Annotated in this window: 14 protein-coding genes and 1 pseudogene; 10 read left to right on the top strand and 5 right to left on the bottom strand. The window is 67.5% G+C overall.

What is annotated here, in order from left to right:
- The first annotated feature begins 3 nt into the window (after positions 1-3).
- The 4 genes from panB to pgi all read left to right on the top strand — a co-directional run bounded on the left by panB (position 4) and on the right by pgi (position 3,666).
- Complete coding sequence (panB, locus tag ACVWZN_RS03730; RefSeq protein WP_456952662.1) at positions 4-825, top strand: 3-methyl-2-oxobutanoate hydroxymethyltransferase; 822 nt, start codon at positions 4-6, stop codon at positions 823-825.
- 3 nt (positions 826-828) lie between these two features.
- Positions 829-1,686, top strand: a complete 858-nt coding sequence (panC, locus tag ACVWZN_RS03735; protein WP_456952663.1) for a pantoate--beta-alanine ligase — start codon at positions 829-831, stop codon at positions 1,684-1,686.
- Between the two features lie 81 nt (positions 1,687-1,767).
- The gene (gene panD / locus ACVWZN_RS03740; RefSeq protein ID WP_027082941.1) at positions 1,768-2,148 is read left to right on the top strand and encodes an aspartate 1-decarboxylase; all 381 of its coding nucleotides are present in this window, start codon (positions 1,768-1,770) and stop codon (positions 2,146-2,148) included.
- Between the two features lie 3 nt (positions 2,149-2,151).
- Positions 2,152-3,666, top strand: a complete 1,515-nt coding sequence (pgi, locus tag ACVWZN_RS03745) for a glucose-6-phosphate isomerase (RefSeq protein ID WP_456952664.1) — start codon at positions 2,152-2,154, stop codon at positions 3,664-3,666.
- A 67-nt stretch (positions 3,667-3,733) separates the two neighbouring features.
- On the opposite strand, the gene ACVWZN_RS03750 is transcribed toward pgi, so the two are convergent.
- Both ACVWZN_RS03750 and queG read right to left on the bottom strand, forming a co-directional pair.
- Positions 3,734-4,330: a TfoX/Sxy family protein gene (locus tag ACVWZN_RS03750; RefSeq protein ID WP_456952665.1), complete on the bottom strand. Its 597-nt coding sequence runs from the start codon at positions 4,328-4,330 to the stop codon at positions 3,734-3,736.
- Positions 4,331-4,337: 7 nt separating this feature from the next.
- Positions 4,338-5,423: a tRNA epoxyqueuosine(34) reductase QueG gene (gene queG / locus ACVWZN_RS03755; protein ID WP_456952666.1), complete on the bottom strand. Its 1,086-nt coding sequence runs from the start codon at positions 5,421-5,423 to the stop codon at positions 4,338-4,340.
- A gap of 22 nt (positions 5,424-5,445) precedes the next feature.
- Between queG and ACVWZN_RS03760 the strand changes: the two genes are divergently transcribed.
- The 6 genes from ACVWZN_RS03760 (at position 5,446) to ACVWZN_RS03785 (ending at position 12,699) form a co-directional block, all read left to right on the top strand.
- The gene (locus ACVWZN_RS03760; RefSeq protein WP_456952667.1) at positions 5,446-6,903 is read left to right on the top strand and encodes an NAD(P)H-hydrate dehydratase; all 1,458 of its coding nucleotides are present in this window, start codon (positions 5,446-5,448) and stop codon (positions 6,901-6,903) included.
- Positions 6,900-7,373 carry a tRNA (adenosine(37)-N6)-threonylcarbamoyltransferase complex ATPase subunit type 1 TsaE gene (tsaE, locus tag ACVWZN_RS03765; protein WP_456952668.1) on the top strand — a complete coding sequence of 158 codons (474 nt, stop codon included), beginning with the start codon at positions 6,900-6,902 and terminating at the stop codon, positions 7,371-7,373. The genes ACVWZN_RS03760 and tsaE overlap by 4 nt, the downstream gene beginning before the upstream one ends.
- An 80-nt stretch (positions 7,374-7,453) precedes the next feature.
- Entirely contained in the window at positions 7,454-8,968 is a 1,515-nt protein-coding gene (locus tag ACVWZN_RS03770; RefSeq protein WP_456952669.1) for an N-acetylmuramoyl-L-alanine amidase, read from the top strand.
- Between the two features lie 67 nt (positions 8,969-9,035).
- Complete coding sequence (gene mutL, locus ACVWZN_RS03775) at positions 9,036-10,847, top strand: DNA mismatch repair endonuclease MutL (protein ID WP_456952670.1); 1,812 nt, start codon at positions 9,036-9,038, stop codon at positions 10,845-10,847.
- Positions 10,826-11,752, top strand: a complete 927-nt coding sequence (locus ACVWZN_RS03780; RefSeq protein ID WP_456952671.1) for a DUF1684 domain-containing protein — start codon at positions 10,826-10,828, stop codon at positions 11,750-11,752. Before mutL ends, ACVWZN_RS03780 begins: the two co-directional genes overlap by 22 nt.
- Positions 11,752-12,699 (top strand): TraB/GumN family protein, encoded by a 948-nt coding sequence (locus ACVWZN_RS03785; protein WP_456952672.1) that lies wholly within the window; start codon positions 11,752-11,754, stop codon positions 12,697-12,699. Before ACVWZN_RS03780 ends, ACVWZN_RS03785 begins: the two co-directional genes overlap by 1 nt.
- A 13-nt stretch (positions 12,700-12,712) precedes the next feature.
- On the opposite strand, the gene rnfB is transcribed toward ACVWZN_RS03785, so the two are convergent.
- The 3 genes and pseudogenes from rnfB to ACVWZN_RS03800 all read right to left on the bottom strand — a co-directional run bounded on the left by rnfB (position 12,713) and on the right by ACVWZN_RS03800 (position 15,797).
- On the bottom strand, positions 12,713-13,150 hold the full coding sequence (rnfB, locus tag ACVWZN_RS03790; RefSeq protein ID WP_456952673.1) for an Rnf electron transport complex subunit RnfB: 438 nt from the start codon (positions 13,148-13,150) through the stop codon (positions 12,713-12,715).
- Between the two features lie 28 nt (positions 13,151-13,178).
- A pseudogene (gene metG, locus ACVWZN_RS03795) lies at positions 13,179-15,269 on the bottom strand (methionine--tRNA ligase); the annotation flags it as partial.
- 99 nt (positions 15,270-15,368) lie between these two features.
- Positions 15,369-15,797, bottom strand: coding sequence for a DUF2147 domain-containing protein (locus ACVWZN_RS03800; RefSeq protein ID WP_456952674.1), 429 nt, complete (start codon positions 15,795-15,797; stop codon positions 15,369-15,371).
- Positions 15,798-15,917 lie beyond the last annotated feature (120 nt).

The following is a 15,917-nucleotide window of genomic DNA, read 5'->3' on the forward strand; positions in this document are numbered from 1 at the left end:
GCCATGTACACGAACGCCGCCGGCGACACGACGTCGCCCGTCACCCTCCCGCAGCTGCTGCAGGCGCGCCACGAAGGCCGCCGCATCACCATGCTCACCTGTTACGACGCCGGCTTCGCGCGTGCGATCGATGCCGCCGGTGTCGACACCGTGCTCGTCGGCGACTCGCTCGGCATGGTGGTGCAGGGGCGTCGCAGCACGATCCCGGTGACGGTGCGCGCGGTCGAATACCACGTCGCCTGCGTCGCACGCGGCTTGCGTCGCGCATTCCTGATTGCCGACATGCCGTTCCAGTCGGACGCAACACCCGAAACCGCCCTCGACGCGGCAACGCAGTTCCTTCGTGCAGGCGCGTCGATGGTCAAGATCGAAGGCGCGGGCTTCAAGCTCGACGTCATTCGTCATCTGGTCGAACGCGAGATTCCGGTGTGCGCGCATCTCGGGCTGACGCCGCAGTCGGTGCTGCGACTGGGCGGTTACAAGGTGCAGGGCAAGACCGACGAAGCCGCTGAAAAGCTCGTCGCCGACGCGCATGCGGTCGAAGCCGCAGGCGCATCGATGCTGGTACTCGAATGCGTGCCGAGTCCGCTCGCCGCGCGAATCACCGAAGCGCTGTCGATCCCGACCATCGGTATCGGTGCCGGGCCGGACTGCACCGGCCAAGTCTTGGTGTTGCACGACATGCTCGGCCTTCGCCACGGCCGCGCGCCGCGTTTCGTCAAGGATTTCCTCGCGACCGGCGGCAGCATTTCCGGCGCGTTCGAGGCCTATGTGCGCGAAGTGCACGACGGCACGTTCCCCGCGCCCGAACACGGATACGCCTGAGCGATGACGACCGTCGTCCACGACCTCGCGCAGCTGCGCGACACGGTACGCGGCTGGACGCGCGCGGGTGAGCGCGTTGCGTTCGTGCCGACCATGGGCAATCTGCACGCGGGCCACTTCTCGTTGGTGCGGCAGGCGCGCGAACGCGCTGATCGTGTGGTGGCGAGCGTATTCGTTAACCCGACGCAGTTCGGGCCGAACGAGGATTTCGGGCGTTATCCGCGCACGCCCGAGCAGGACATTGCGGGCCTTCGCGATGCGGGCTGCGACGTGCTGTGGATGCCGGACGTCGAAACCATGTATCCGTTCGGCGCGTCCAACGCGGTGCAGGTGCGCGTGCCGGGCGTGACCGACGTGCTGGAAGGCGCGCATCGGCCTGGGCATTTCGATGGCGTCGCGACGGTCGTCGCTCGCCTGTTCCTGCAGGTGCAGCCGGACGTCGCCGTGTTCGGTCGCAAGGATTACCAGCAGCTCGCCGTCATTCGTTACATGGCGCGCGAAATGTCGTTTCCGGTCGAGATCGTGGCGGCGGCGACTGTTCGCGAGCCTGACGGCTTGGCGATGAGTTCGCGCAACCAGTACCTGTCGCAGGACGAGCGTCCGCGTGCAGCCGAGATCCATCGCGTTCTGCAGGCCATGCGCGACGCGACCATCGCGGGCCGCGAGTGGAACGACATCGAGGCCGACGCGACGAAGCAGCTGACCGGCGCCGGCTTCGACGTCGACTACGCCGTCGTGCGTCGACAGGACCTGATCGAGCCGACGGCCACCGACACGGCACTCGTCGCGCTGATCGCCGCCCGGCTCGGCCGCACCCGCCTCATCGATAACCTCGAGTTCGAGCGGCCCAGCGCTGCCTGAACGGCGCATGTTGCAGCGCGCCATGCGCTGCTAGACTTCATGTTTTCCAGTGCCCGCAGCCTGCGGGACGAGCTCGCCGCCATGCTCCTGAACATGCTCAAGGCCAAGATCCACCGTGCCACGGTCACCCATGCCGAGCTGCACTACGAAGGCTCCTGCGCGATCGACGGGCGCCTGCTCGACATCTCGGGCATCCGCGAGTACGAGCAGATCCACATCTGGAACGTCAACCAGGGCACGCGCTTCGTGACCTATGCGATCCGTGCGGAAGAAGGCAGCGGCACGATTTCTGTCAACGGCGCGGCCGCGCATCTCGCGCAGCCCGGTGACCTCGTCATCATCGCCGCGTACGGACAATGCGACGAGGCGGAAGCCGCGAAGTTCAAGCCGATGTGTGTGTACGTCGACCGCGACAACCGCCTGACCCACACCAACCAGTCGATCCCCGCACAGGCCGCGTAACGCATGTCCATCGCCGACCGCCTCAGCCCGTTGCGCGCCGAGGCGGCGCGCGTAAGCCAGACGCCGCTCCGCGACCTCGTCGCCGACGATCCCGATCGCGCACGCGATTTCGCGCTTCGCGTCGGTCCGATCCACGCCAGTTTCGCCCGCCAGCGCTACGACCGTGTAGCGCTCGATGCCTTGTTCCGCCTGGGCGAATCGCTGGATTTCGAAGGCCGCGTCCGCGCGCTGTTTGAAGGAGAGCAGGTCAACGTCACCGAGCGTCGCCCGGCGCTGCATACCGCGCTGCGCAGTGATCTGGTCGATGCCGAAACGGCCCGTACTTCAAATGCGATGGCACGCGAAGCACGAGTTTCCATGCGCGCTGTGGTCGATGCGATCGTCGCGTCTGGCGTCACCGACGTCGTCAGCGTCGGTATCGGCGGCTCCGACCTCGGCCCGCGCCTTGCGGTAGACGCGCTCGCGCCGGTCGGCGGCTCGCGCGTTCGCGTGCACTTCCTCTCGAACGTCGACGGCCACGCGGCGCAGCGCGTGCTTGCGGGGCTCGATCCGTCGCGCACTGCCGCGCTGATGATCTCCAAGACCTTCGGCACGCAGGAAACGCTGCTCAATGGTCGCGTCCTGCGTGATTGGCTGGGCGACGACTCGCGTCTCTACGCGATCAGCGCGAACGTCGCGCGTGCGGCCGAGTTCGGCATTCCGGCCGAACGCATCCTGCCGATGTGGGATTGGGTGGGCGGTCGCTATTCGATGTGGTCTGCAGTCGGCCTGCCGGTCGCCATCGCCATCGGCATGGATGGCTTCGAAGCCTTGCTCGACGGTGCCGCCGAGATGGACGCGCATGTTCTTCGCGAACCGGTGCGTCGCAACCTCGCCGCGTGGCACGCGCTGACCGCGGTGTGGAATCGCAACGCGCTTGAGCTAGCGAGCCAAGCCGTTCTGCCGTACGACGAACGCCTGCGCCTGCTGCCGAATTACCTGCAGCAGCTGGTGATGGAAAGCCTCGGCAAGTCGGTGCATATCGACGGCACGTCGATCGACGTGGACACGGTGCCGGTGTGGTGGGGCGGCCCCGGCACCGACACGCAGCACAGCTTTTTCCAGGCGCTGCATCAGGGCACGACGCCTGTTCCCTGCGATTTCCTTGGCGTCGCGCAGGCCGATGCGCCGTACCGGGACAACCACGACGCGCTACTGTCGAACCTGCTCGCGCAGAGTCAGGCATTCGCGAACGGGCAGGACAGCGAGGATCCGCATCGCCGCTATCCGGGCGGGCGGCCGAATACGATGCTGTTGCTCGACGCGCTGACGCCGCGTTCGCTAGGCGCGCTCATCGCGATGTACGAGCACAGCGTTTACCTGCAGTCCGTCGTCTGGGGCATCAACGCGTTCGACCAGTTCGGCGTCGAGCTCGGCAAGCAGATCGCGAATACGCTGCTGTCGGCGGTGCGTGGCGAATCGGAAGCGGATGATCCGGTGACGCGAGCGCTGCTCGAGGAGATTTCGCAGCTGCGCTAGCTGTCGTTGCGTCGGGTCGCATGACAGGTCTGACGACGTGCTGCGCTGCGGTGTTGCGGTTTGTCGTTCAGCTCTTCCGCTTGTTGCTCGACGAACGCGACTTCGACGCGACGGTTGCTTTCTTGGCGGCAGAGCGCACGCCAGTCTTGGACGGCGACCTCTTGGTCGACGCGCGCTTCGTGACTTTGGCCGGCGCCGCCTTCTTCGCAGATGCGCGCGTGTTCGTCGACGCCGACTTCTTCGCGCCAGCGCGCTGCGTCGTCGCCTTGCCGGCGGCCTTCTTCGTCGTTGGCTTCTGCTTCTTCGCAGCCGCAGGCTTCGTCGCGCCGTCCGACTTCTTGACCCGTGGCGCAGGCAACGCAGCCGCCGTCGCATCGAGCAGCCCACGCAACCACTGTCCCTCGTCCCAACCATCGGGCGGCAGTCGCAGATAGTCCTTGGCGCCGGGGTAGGGCGGGCCGAACGCGAGCACGCCGGCGGCCGTCATCGCATCGCGCCCGGCCGGCGTGTCCTTAACGAACAGCACGTCGTCGCAGACGAACGCAACGGGCAGGCCTTCGCGATACAGGCAGTACTCGCCGAACATTCGGCGCGTGCTGTACGACGCACCGCGCGTGCCGAGCTGGTCCATGAGGAATTCGATCGTGCCGGGGTCGGTGGCCATGCGGTCCTCAGGCGGTGCGTTGTGCGTGTCGCGCGAGTGCCCATTGAACACTTTCGCGTACCACAGCATCTTCGATTTCGCGGCGTGAATCGAGCGCCGCGATGACGTCGGGCGTCGTTGGCGCATTGCCGAGCGCGATCGCGATGTTGCGCAGCCAGCGCGAATGTCCGCTGCGCCGGATTGCGGTTCCTTCGGTGCGACGAAGGAACTCGTCTTCCGACCACGCGAACAGTTCTGGCAGTGTGGCCGTGTCGAGTGCATTGCGCGCGCGGAAGTCCGGCTCGTCGGTTCGCCGCGCGAACTTGTTCCACGGACAGACGAGCTGGCAGTCGTCGCAGCCGAAGATGCGGTTGCCCATCAGCGGACGAAGCTCGGGGTCGATCGGGCCCTCGTGTTCGATCGTGAGGTATGAAATGCAGCGGCGTGCATCGAGACGATTCGCGCCGACGATCGCCTGCGTCGGGCAGATATCGATGCAACGCGTGCACGTGCCGCAATGCGCCGTCGCGGGCGGATCCACGGGCAATGCGATGTCGACGTAGATTTCGCCGAGGAAGAACCACGATCCGCCGTTCCGGTCGATGAGGCAGGTGTGCTTGCCGATCCAGCCGAGGCCCGCGTTGCGTGCGAGCGCGCGTTCGAGCACCGGTGCCGAGTCGACGAACACGCGATGTCCGAACGGGCCGATCTCCGCGGCGATGCGATCGGCAAGCTTCTGCAGGCGATTACGCATCAGCTTGTGATAGTCGCGACCTAATGCGTAGCGCGCGACGTATGCGCGCTTGCCGTCGTCAAGCGTGGCCCAGGCTTCTTCGTCGTCGCGACGCCCGTAGTCGAGGCCGACGCTGATCACGCGCAATGTGCCCGGCAACAACTCGGCGGGACGCGCGCGCTTGCTGCCGTGGCGCGCCATCCAGTCCATCGTTCCGTGCAGGCCGCGATCGAGCCAGTCGGCGAGGAACGCTTCGTCCTCCGCCAGCTCCACCCCGCTGATGCCGCAGCGCTGGAAGCCCATCTCGCGCGCAAGCTCGCGCACCCGCGCGCCCATGGCGGCGAGATCGACGGGCGCGTCGGACACGGCGGCGAGGCTCATGGGCCAAGTATAGAATTCGGCCATGCGCGACCTTCCGCCGCTGTTCGACACCGATTCAGTGCGGCGCTTCGAGGCGGCCGCGATCGCCGCGGTGGGCGACGAATCGATCCTCATGGAGCGTGCCGGGCAGATGGCCTGGCAACGCGTGCTGGAGCTCTGGCCCGCAGCGGCGCGATTGCTCGTGGTCTGCGGTGCGGGCGGCAATGGCGGCGACGGCTTCGTGCTGGCGCGATTGGCCCGTGCGTCGGGGCGCGACGTGCAGGTGATCGAATATCGACCGACGGGCTCCGCGCACGTCGCGGCATGCCACGCGCGCGATGCCTATGTCGAAGCAGGCGGACGACTCGATCGCTGGGGCGGCGCACTGCCCGAGGCCGATGTCGTCGTCGATGCGCTGTTTGGCATCGGACTGTCGCGCGAGCCGCGTGCCGAAGCCGTGGCACTGATCGACGCGATCAACGCACACGGTGCACCTGTGCTTTCGCTGGACGTGCCCAGCGGGGTGGATGCACGTGGCGTCGCGGGCACCGCCGTACAGGCGACGTCGACGCTCGAGTTCCTGCTGCCGAAAGCGGTATTGCGCAGCGGGCCGGCGCTCGGACATGCAGGTGCAAACGCGTGTGCGCCGCTCGATATCCCGGCGTCGATCGACGTTCCCGCGCGTTGCGCGAGCCTCGCATCCGTCGACGCACTCGCGCACTGGCTGCGCCCGCGAAGTCGCGACAGCCACAAGGGCGACAACGGTCGCGTCACCTGTATCGGCGGCGATCACGGCAGTGGCGGCGCCGTACTGCTTTGCGCAGACGGCGCCTTGCGCGCAGGCGCCGGACTGATGCGGGTGCACACGCGCGACGCGCACCTCGCGCCCCTGCTCGCGCGGCTGCCGGAAGCGATGGCGGCGCCGGAGGCCGGTGAGTTCGATGCCGACTGGCCCGACGTCGTGGTCATCGGTCCTGGCCTCGGGCAAGGCAACTGGGGCTTCGCCCATCTGCACCACGTGCTCGACAGCGACGTCGCGACGGTGTTCGACGCCGACGCGCTGAACCTGATCGCGCGCCACGCGTTCAAGGTCAAACCCGATTCGGTGCTGACGCCGCATCCGGGCGAAGCTGCGCGTCTGCTCGGCATCAAGACCGACGCCATCCAGCGCGATCGTCTCGGTGCCGCGGTACAACTCGTCGAGCGCTACGGCGCGGTCGTCGTGCTGAAGGGCGCCGGCACCGTGATTGCGGCGCCGGGCGGGGTGCCTGTAGTTCTCGATGCGGGGAATCCAGGCATGGCCGTCGGTGGCATGGGCGACCTGCTGGCCGGCGTCATCGCCGCGCTGCGCGCGCAAGGTCTCGCGGCGTTCGACGCCGCCTGCTGCGGCGCACTGCTGCACTCGGCCGCTGCGGATATCGCTGCGGCGGACAATGGCGAGCGCGGAATGCTGCCGTCGGATGTATTGCCGCCGTTGCGGCGGCTCGCGAATCCCGCATGAAGTTCGAACTCCCCGACGCCGACGCCACCGCCGCGCTCGGCCGCGCATTGGCGCGCACGCGACCGTCGCATGGCGTCGTCCATCTGATCGGCGATCTCGGTGCGGGCAAATCGACGCTCGCACGCGCGCTTCTTCGCGAGCTCGGCGTCACCGGCGCGATCCGCAGCCCGACGTACACGCTGGTCGAGCGCTACACGGTGGAGGGCGGGGAGGCGTGGCATCTCGACCTTTACCGCATCGGCGATCCGGGCGAGCTCGACTTTCTCGGCCTCGACCCGGCCGATGCGGTGCTGTGGCTGGTCGAATGGCCGGAGCGGGGCGGGGCGGCACTACCGCCGCCCGATCTGCTTATCCATCTGGAACTGTCGGCAACGGGACGCAACGTCGAAATAACGCCCAATTCACCCGCCTCTGACCGGTGGTTGACGGACGCGTCGGCCGTCTTCACATCTGGCGATCTTCACGGCTGACGGAGAAGTCCGCGCCAGGTCACGGATTCACAAGGGAAAAGTCGCTTGCATTGCGGGTCCCGCAGTGCTTGACTACTGACATGCGCGTGAAGGCCGACACTGTGCAGAAATTCCTCCTCGGGGCGGCGCTCATCGCCGCGCTTGCGTGGAACCTTGCGCAAGCGGCGGAAGTCCGCAGCGTCCAGCTCAGCCGCGGTGCCACCGGCACGCGTGCGGAAATCGCGCTGGATGCAGTACCGGGCGACTACCGCCTGATCCATCTCGCTGATCCCGACCGCCTCGTCGTGGATCTTCCGGCTTCGTCAGTGCGTCACGGTGCGTCGCTTCCGGCACCTGCCGGTGTGGTCCGCAGCGTCCGCTACGGCCAGCCCGAGCCGGGCGTCGCCCGCGTCGTGTTCGATCTGGCTCAGCCGATCGCCGCACTTCGCCCGCAGATCGAGCCGTCGGCCAATGGCAGCCGCCTGGTTATCGAATGGCCGGGCGACGATGACACCGCGACCGCGACGGTTGCAGCTGCGACGTCGGCACCGCTGACTGCGAGCCCGTCACCGTCGACCGGCGCTTTGGTCGCGATGGATGTGCCGTCGCAGGTGCCCGCCTCCACGCCGGTGTTGACGCCGACCGTCACCGCGGCCTCGCAAAATTCGTTGGATCGCCTCGTTGCTGGCGTTTCGACCGCCCCGACGACTTCGGTGCCGGTTCCGGCTTCCACGCGGATCGATCCGCCGGCACAGCAGGCCGTCTCGATCGCGCCCGTCTCCACCTACACCTACACCCCGCCGCAGACCACCGTCTCGCCGTCGCCGGCCCGGCCGCTGCGCGACGCGTCCGGCCGACCGCTGCGTCCGCTGGTCATCGCGATCGACGCCGGCCACGGTGGCCAGGATCCCGGTGCGCATGGCCCGACCGGTCGTCGCGAGAAGGACGTGACGCTCGCGATCGCGCGCGAACTCGCACGCCAGGTCAACGCGACGCCGGGCTACAAGGCCTACCTGACGCGCGACTCCGACTTCTTCATACCGCTCAACGAACGTGCACGCCTCGCCAAGCGCGCTGGCGCGGACATGTTCGTGTCGATCCACGCCGACGCCGCCGAAAACGCAGCGGCACGTGGCTCGTCGGTCTTCGTGCTGTCGCTCAAGGGCGCGTCGTCGCAGCGCGCGCGCTGGCTGGCCGACAAGGAAAACTCGGCCGACCTGATCGGCGGCGTGCCGGTCGAGCCCGGCAATACGCTCGCCTCGGTGCTGCTCGACCTCACGCAGAGCGGCAACCTCAAGGCGTCCGAAGACGTGGCCGGGCAGGTGCTGTCGGGCCTCGCGCGCCTCGGGCCGAACCACAAGTCGACCGTCGAACGCGCGAACTTCGCCGTACTGCGCACGTCCGACATCCCCGCGATGCTGGTCGAGACCGCCTTCATTTCGAATCCCGACGAAGAGCAGCGCCTGACCGATCCGGTGCAGCAGGCCGCGATCGCACGCGCGGTGTTCAGCGGCGTCAACGGCTACTTCGTGCGGACGCCGCCGCCGGGCACCATGCTCGCGGCGCAGGGCGCATCGCCGGCTCTTTCCGGCGGCCCCGCGGGCGGCGGACGCTGAGACATTCGACCGCGCGCCCAGAGTGGCGCGCGTCTATCATCGACGGCCGTAACCGCGCGCGAGCGCGATGAATTCCGCCGTGCCGATCCGACAACTTCCTGACGTCCTCATCAACCAGATCGCTGCCGGCGAAGTCGTCGAGCGCCCGGCGTCCGTGGTCAAGGAACTCGTCGAGAACGCTCTCGATGCCGGGGCAGGGCGCGTCGACATCGACCTGGAGGACGGCGGCATCCGCCTGATCCGCATTCGCGACGATGGGCTGGGCATCGATCCGGACGAGCTCGCGCTTGCAGTGCAGCGCCACGCGACGAGCAAGATCGCTTCGTTGGATGATCTGGAAGGCGTGGCAACCCTCGGTTTCCGCGGCGAAGCGCTGCCGTCGATCGCGTCGGTGAGCCGCCTCGCGCTGGTGTCGCGCACGCGCGATGCCGAGCACGCGACGGCGATCGAAGTCGACGGCGGCACGGTCGGTGCACCGACGCCGCGCGCGCATCCGCAGGGCACCACTGTCGAAGTGCGAGACCTGTTCTACAACGTGCCGGGGCGACGCAAGTTCCTGCGCGCCGAACGCACCGAGCTGTCGCATATCGAGGACTGGCTGCGGCAGCTCGCACTCGCGCGTCCCGATGTCGAGCTGCGCGTCTCGCACAACGGAAAGGCGTCGCGACGCTGGAAGGGCGAGCGCGACCTGCTGTCGGGGGAGCGCCTGCACGAAGCGTTGGGTCCGGACTTCGTGCGCCATTCCCTGCGCGTCGAGCAGGGTGATCTCGGCGACGAAGGGCGCGGTCTGCGACTGCAGGGCTGGATCGCCGAGCCCAGCTACAACCGCGCGAGCACCGACCAGCAATTCCTGTTCGTCAACGGGCGTGCGGTGCGCGATCGCGGTGTCGCGCATGCCGTTCGCCAAGCGTTTGCGGACGTGCTCTTCCATGGCCGCCACCCGGCCTACGTGCTGTTTCTTTCGCTCGATCCGCGACGCGTCGACGTCAACGTGCACCCCGCCAAGCACGAAGTGCGTTTTCGCGACAGCCGCCTGATCCACGACTTCGTCTATCGAACGCTTGCGGGCGTGCTCGCGGAGACGCGCGCGGGTTCGAGCGTCGCGACGTTCGGCGCACCGGCGACGGCCGTGCCTGCACCGGGTGCGTGGTCGCCACCGATGCGGCAGTCGCCGCTCGGATTGCAGGTCGCGGAAACCCGGGCGGGGTACGAAGCGCTGTATGCATCGCCGGAGCGCGCTGCGGCGCCGTCGATGCAATCGCTCGTCGACCCGGCCGCGAACGACGAGCCGACGCTGCCGCCACTCGGTTACGCGCTGGCGCAGCTGCAGGGCATCTACATTCTTGCCGAGTGCGCCGACGGTCTGATCGTCGTCGACATGCATGCCGCGCACGAGCGCATCGGCTACGAGAAGCTCAAGAGCGCGCACGACGGTGAAGGCCTGCGCACGCAGCCGCTGCTGGTGCCGCAGACGGTGCCCGTGTCGGAGCGCGAAGCCGATGTCGCCGAGCGCGAAGTCGCGACCCTCGCGGAACTCGGCTTCGAAGTCTCGCGAACCGGGCTGCAGTCCGTGTTGTTGCGCGCTGTACCGGCGCTGCTCGCGAACGGCGATACCGAAAGCCTGCTGCGCGACGTGCTCGCCGACCTGCGCGAGCACGGCGAAACGCGACGCATCGCCGCCGCGCGCGACGAACTGCTTTCGACCATGGCCTGCCACCACGCCGTGCGCGCGAATCGCCGTCTCACGATCCACGAAATGAACGCGCTGTTGCGCGAGATGGAAGCGACGGAACGCTCCGGTCAATGCAATCACGGGCGTCCGACCTGGGCGCGTTTTTCGCTGGCGGAGATCGATAAATGGTTCCTGCGCGGACGCTGACCCGCATCCTCGTCGCGACGGCGTGCATTGCGCTCGCCGCGTGCAATCGCCAGTCGCCGCCGGCGAAGCCCAAGGCGTTGCCCGCCGCGTACCTGCAGGCGGAACAGGCATGGCGCGCGCAGCGCCTCACCGAGCTGACGAAGCCCGACGGCTGGACGTCGCTGATCGGCCTGCATTGGCTCGATCCCGGTTCGCATTACGTCGGCAGTGCGTCCGACAACGGCATTCGTCTCGCGGCGGGCCCTGCGCAGTTCGGCATGTTCGACGTGCGCAATGGTCATGTGCGCTTCGTGCCAAATGCGAAGGCCGGGCTCACCATCGATGGCCAGCCCGCACGCGCGAGCAACCTGCGCGCGGATGACGATCCTGCAGGCGCGAACGTGATCGGCTTCGACGACGGCAAGGGCATCGCGACCGTCATCCATCGCGGCGATCGGTTCGCACTGCGCGTAAAGCATGCCGACGCGCCGACACGTGTGCAGTTCCACGGCCTGCAGTACTGGCCGGGCGGCCCCGACTGGATCATCGACGCAACCTACGTGCCGAATCCGCCGGGCCAGAAGCTCGACATCGTGAACATCGTCGGCATGGTCGAGCCGACGCCGAATCCCGGCCACGTCGAGTTCAAGCGCAACGGCAATCGCTACCAACTTGAAGCGCTCGCGAACGACGATGGCGGTCTGTTCCTCGTGTTCGCCGACCGCACCAGCGGTCACGGCAGTTACGGCGCCGGGCGTTTCGTTGACACCGCGCCGCCGGCGAACGGACATGTCGCCATCGACTTCAACCAGGCCTACGACCCGCCATGCGCGTTCACTCCGTTCGCCACGTGCCCGCTGCCGCCGCCGATGAATCGCATCGACCTCGCCGTCAAAGCGGGCGAGAAAGCGTACGGCGGCCACTGATGCGCGCCATGCACCGTTACGCACTCGCGCTGATCGGCCTACTGCTCGCGCTTCCGGTCGCGGGTTCGACGCCGGTGTCACCCGCGCCGTCGACGCCGCCGGTTCCGCTGCTGTGGAGGGTGTCGGACGCCGACAACAGCATCTACCTGCTCGGTTCCTTCCACCTGCTCGCCAAGTCGGACTATCCACTGTCGCCCGACGTCGACCGCGCGTTCGACGACGCGGAGTCGCTGGTATTCGAAGTCGCGCCGGAAGATCTCGACGATCCGTCGGTGACCGGGCTGATGCTCGGACTCGCGAAGTCCGACCCGGCGTCGTCGCTTGCCAACACATTGCCGGCCGACCTCAAGACGCCGCTCGACGCGCGTCTCAGCGCGATGGGTCTGCAACCCGAACAGATGGGTGGCTTCGAGCCGTGGTTCGTCGACACCATGCTGGTGACGTTGCTCGGACAGCGCAGCGGTTATGCGCCGGACGACGGGCTGGATCGCAACCTGATGGCGCGCGCGCGTGCTGCCGGTAAGCCTACGGGCGGCCTCGAAACCGTGCGTCAGCAATTGGCCACGCTTGATGGCACGCCGCTCAGCGAACAGATCGCATCGTTGCGCGAGTTCGTCGATGAGGGTGACAACGCAGGTACGCGGCTTGATGAACTGCACAACGCATGGCGGGCGGGCGACATCCCGACACTCGAGCGTTTGACGCGCGAGGAAATGGCCGGCTTGACGCCGGTGACGTACCAGCGCCTCAACGTCGATCGGAATCGTGCGTGGATTCCGCGATTCCAGGCCTTGCTCGCGCAGGGCGCCGGGCACGACACGTTGGTCGTCGTGGGCGCCCTGCATCTGCTCGGCGACGACGGTGTGGTCGCCTTGCTGCGCGCGAAGGGTTATCACGTCGAGCGCATCTGCACCGCGTGCGGGGCGGCGAAAGCCACGACGCACTAAATGCCAGTGCGGCTCAGGCCGCGGGCACCAGCACGATGCAGTCCACCGGGCACGCCGGCACGCAGAGCTCGCAACCAGTGCACAGCGGCTCGATCACGGTGTGCATGTGCTTGGCGCCGCCGATGATGGCGTCGACCGGGCAGGCCTGGATGCACTTCGTGCAGCCGATGCAGTCGTCTTCGACGACGAGCGCGACCTGCGGCGGTTTGTGAGTGCCGCGCGTGCGGTCATAAGGCTTGGGCGCAACGCCCAGGACGCGTGCCAACACGCGCGCGCCGTCATCGCCACCCGGCGGACAGTGATCGACATCCGCTTCGCCGCGCGCCATCGCCTCCGCATACGGGCGACAGCCTGCGAATCCGCATTGCCCGCACTGTGTCTGCGGAAGCAGGCGATCGAGCCGCTCGACGAGTGCATCGAGCGGCGTAGCGATGGTCGAGGGTGTGGACATCGACGTCAGGCGCAGTCGCGCCGAAGGATCAGCGTACCGGCATGCCCGGTGCGGCGCCGTTGTCGGCGTCGAGCAGGAACAGCCCGCCGCCGTCGAAGCCTGCCGACAGAATCATCCCTTCGCTCACGCCGAAACGCATCTTGCGCGGCGCCAGATTCGCGATGAACACGACGCTGCGGCCCACGAGCGTGTCGGGCTCGCCATACGAGGCGCGGATGCCCGAGAAGATCTGGCGCTGGCCGAGGTCGCCGGCGTCGAGCAGGAAGCGCAGCAGCTTGTCCGAACCCTCGACGAAGCCGCACTCGAGCACCTTGCCGACGCGCAGGTCGAGCTTCGCGAAGTCGTCGATGCCGATCGTCGAGGTGGACGCAGGGGCCGACGCCGCGGCGGGCGCAGCCTCCGGCTTCGCGACAGGCGCGGCGGTCGCGGCCTTCGTCGCCTCGGTGGTCTGCATCGTGTCTTTGCTGGCGTCGGTCATGGCGTCGATCTGCTTCGGGTCGATACGGGTGAACAGCGGGGTGTACGGCGCGATCTCACGTGCAACCAGTGGCGTAGCGACAGTGCCCCAAGCGGCCACGGGAGCACGCAAGAAGGCTTCGGCCTGCGACGCGACGCACGGCAGCACGGGCTTGAGCGCGACGGCGAGTACACGGAATAGGTTCAAACCTTGCGTGCACACGGCCTGCAGTTCGGCATCCGCGCCTTCCTGCTTGGCGAGCACCCACGGCTTGGTCTCGTCGATGTAGCGGTTCGCTTCATCAGCGAGCGCCATGGTCAGACGCAGCGCGGTAGCGGCTTCGTTGCGCGCGTATGCGTCGGCGATCGGCTGCAGCTGCGCGACGAAGCGTTCGTACGTCGCCGCATCGGGCAATGCGTCCGCGAGGCGCCCACTGAAGCGCTTCTCGATGAAACCAGCGCAGCGGCTCGCGAGGTTCACGAACTTGCCGACGATGTCGGAGTTCACGCGCGCGATGAAGTCGGCGAGGTTGAGGTCGACGTCGTCGACGCCGCCCGACGTCTTCGCTGCGAAGTAGTAACGCAGCGCTTCAGGATCGAGACCCGCTTCGAGGTACGTACGCGCCATGACAAATGTGCCGCGCGACTTCGACATCTTCGCGCCGTCCACCGTCAGGTAGCCGTTGACGTGCAGGCGCGTCGGCGCGCGCAGCCCCGCACCGTTCAGCACCGCCGGCCAGAACAGGCCGTGGAAATTGACGATGTCCTTGCCGATGAAGTGATGCATCTCGGCCGCGGAATCGGCGCGGAGGTAGGCGTCGAAATCGATCCCGTTCTTCGCCGCGAGCGTCTTGAAGCTCGACAGATAGCCGATCGGCGCGTCGATCCAGACGTAGAGGAACTTGCCCGGATGGCCCGGGATTTCGAAACCGAAATACGGCGCGTCACGCGAGATGTCCCACGCGCGCAGCCCGCCTTCGGCATCGAGCCACTCCTGCAGTTTCGCCTTGACGCCGCCGATGGCGACGTCGCGCGATAGCCAGTCACGCAGGAACGCGTCGAAGTGTCCGAGCTCGAAGAAGAAGTGTTCGGACTCGCGCAGCTCCGGCGTCGCGCCGCTGATGACCGAGCGCGGTTCCTTCAGCTCGGTCGGTGCGTAGGTCGCGCCGCAGTGCTCGCAGTTGTCGCCGTACTGGTCGGGCGTGCCGCAATTCGGGCAGATGCCTTTGACGTAGCGGTCCGGCAGGAACATGCCCTTGACGGGATCGAACAGCTGCGCGACGGCACGTCGCGTGATGTGGCCTGCGCCTTCGAGCGCGCGGTAGATCGTCTGCGTCAGCTCGCGATTGGTTTCGGAGTTGGTCGAGTCGTAGTGATCGAACGCGACACCGAAGTCGGCGAAGTCGCGCTCATGGCCGGCCTGGATGCCGGCGATGAAGGCTTCCGGCGTCGTACCGGCCTTTTCGGCGGCGAGCATGATGGGCGTGCCATGGGTGTCGTCGGCGCAGACGAAGTGCACCGTGTCGCCCGACATGCGCTTTGCGCGGGTCCAGATATCGCCTTGGACGTACCCGACCAGATGGCCCAGGTGCAGCGGGCCGTTGGCGTAGGGTAGGGCACAGGTGACGAGGATCTCGCGGGACATGGCGGACGCGTGCGCAGGGGGTCGGAAAGTATCGCACGCGGCGTTTTGCGGGCCGACCTGCCAAAAGAAAACGGCCCGGTTTCCCGGGCCGTTCGAATTACCAGGACGACGAGCCGATCAGTGAACGCGGACCCAGGTCGCCGTCTTGCAGATAAACAGCTTGCAGCCGGTGACTTCGAGCTTGTTGCCGGCATCGACGAGCTTAATGCTCTTGGCCTTGAAGCTCATGCCGGCCGACGGCTTGTAGCCCTCGCCGCCGCCCCAGCCGCCATCGATCGGCGACAGGTTCCAGAGGATCGGCATGCCGACGGTCGCCTTACCCTTCTTCGCGCCGTCGCACTTGGTGCACGTGGCCGCGGCCGGGTCGACAGCCTCGACGATCTTCGCGGCGAGCTTGCCGTTCTGGGCCTGGTAGACCTCGGCGATGGTCATGACCTTGCCGGTCTCGTCGTCGAGCGTCTTCCACTTGCCGATCGGCGAGTTGTCGGCGGCGCCGGCCGCGAGCGGCAGCGCGAGCAGGAGCAGTGCGGTGAACGTGGTGCGCATGGATCCCCCTTGGATGTGATGGCCCGCCGCGGGTGCGGGTGGGTGGCCTTATATAACCCGAATTGCGACGCCGCGGTTTCACCTACGGTCGGTTGTTCAGCATCCGGGGCAGGCAGCGCG

It is taken from the genome of Lysobacter sp. HA35 (assembly GCF_054061195.1).

Bases quoted from the DNA above. Each gene is read 5' to 3' on its own strand.
- panB (WP_456952662.1), top strand. From the start codon at position 4: ATGTACACGAACGCCGCCGGCGACACGACGTCGCCCGTCACCCTCCCG.
- panC (WP_456952663.1), top strand. From the start codon at position 829: ATGACGACCGTCGTCCACGACCTCGCGCAGCTGCGCGACACGGTACGC.
- panD (WP_027082941.1), top strand. From the start codon at position 1,768: ATGCTCCTGAACATGCTCAAGGCCAAGATCCACCGTGCCACGGTCACC.
- pgi (WP_456952664.1), top strand. From the start codon at position 2,152: ATGTCCATCGCCGACCGCCTCAGCCCGTTGCGCGCCGAGGCGGCGCGC.
- ACVWZN_RS03750 (WP_456952665.1), bottom strand. From the start codon at position 4,330: ATGGCCACCGACCCCGGCACGATCGAATTCCTCATGGACCAGCTCGGC.
- queG (WP_456952666.1), bottom strand. From the start codon at position 5,423: ATGAGCCTCGCCGCCGTGTCCGACGCGCCCGTCGATCTCGCCGCCATG.
- ACVWZN_RS03760 (WP_456952667.1), top strand. From the start codon at position 5,446: ATGCGCGACCTTCCGCCGCTGTTCGACACCGATTCAGTGCGGCGCTTC.
- tsaE (WP_456952668.1), top strand. From the start codon at position 6,900: ATGAAGTTCGAACTCCCCGACGCCGACGCCACCGCCGCGCTCGGCCGC.
- ACVWZN_RS03770 (WP_456952669.1), top strand. From the start codon at position 7,454: ATGCGCGTGAAGGCCGACACTGTGCAGAAATTCCTCCTCGGGGCGGCG.
- mutL (WP_456952670.1), top strand. From the start codon at position 9,036: ATGAATTCCGCCGTGCCGATCCGACAACTTCCTGACGTCCTCATCAAC.
- ACVWZN_RS03780 (WP_456952671.1), top strand. From the start codon at position 10,826: ATGGTTCCTGCGCGGACGCTGACCCGCATCCTCGTCGCGACGGCGTGC.
- ACVWZN_RS03785 (WP_456952672.1), top strand. From the start codon at position 11,752: ATGCGCGCCATGCACCGTTACGCACTCGCGCTGATCGGCCTACTGCTC.
- rnfB (WP_456952673.1), bottom strand. From the start codon at position 13,150: ATGTCCACACCCTCGACCATCGCTACGCCGCTCGATGCACTCGTCGAG.
- ACVWZN_RS03800 (WP_456952674.1), bottom strand. From the start codon at position 15,797: ATGCGCACCACGTTCACCGCACTGCTCCTGCTCGCGCTGCCGCTCGCG.